This window comes from Rhodococcus sp. CX, from assembly GCF_015865005.1.
In the GTDB taxonomy this organism is placed as follows: domain Bacteria; phylum Actinomycetota; class Actinomycetes; order Mycobacteriales; family Mycobacteriaceae; genus Rhodococcus.
The window spans coordinates 70,072-70,704 of sequence record NZ_JADZGH010000099.1 but is presented as its reverse complement, the minus strand read 5'-3'; the positions used below and the strand labels follow the sequence as shown (position 1 = coordinate 70,704).

Annotated in this window: 1 protein-coding gene; it reads right to left on the bottom strand. The window is 64.8% G+C overall.

From position 1 onward, the window contains the following. Positions 1–4: 4 nt before the first annotated feature. Positions 5–633, bottom strand: a 629-nt coding sequence (locus I0Q12_RS10765) for a FadR/GntR family transcriptional regulator (protein WP_197251912.1), incomplete at its 5' end; no start/stop codon positions are given.

Sequence of the window (633 nt, the reverse complement as noted above, 5' to 3'; positions counted from 1 at the left end):
GGAATCAACCATCTAGGGTTCGGTCCCACTGGATCACCTGGCCGAGCAGGTCGGGATACTTTCTCTCCGCGTAGCGCCGGTAGGCATCGATGTGCTCGCGCATGCACCTTTCCGATCCGATCGGATCCCGGGCCACGAGCGCCTCGTAGATCTGCGCGTGGGCATCGATGATGGCTTCACGCCGGTGCGGTGGATAGTCGATTCCGATCGCTGTGCCATCCATGATGCCCAGCAGCGAATCGGCTAGATACCCGAACAGCGGGTTACCCGACGACCATGCGATCAGGTCGTGGAAGCGCTTGTTCGCTTCGAGAAACTCGCGCCGGTCGTTCAGAGACCCGCGCATCCGGTCGACGGTCTCCTCGAGCTCCACCAGGGTCCCGGCCGAAATCCGCTCGGCCGCCAGCCGGCTGATCATCGGCTCGAGCGCGGCCCTCGCCTCGACGATGACACCGAACGGCGCATCGTTGAGCTGCATGAGGAGTATCAACGAGCTGGCCAGGTGCGAGGCGTCGGGGTCCGTCATGACCGGCCCACCCCCGGGCCCGGGCCTGAGTTCGATCACGCCCTGGAATTCGAGCAGGCGCAGCGCCTCTCTCAACGTTCCCCGGCCGATCCCGTACTGCTCGAGCA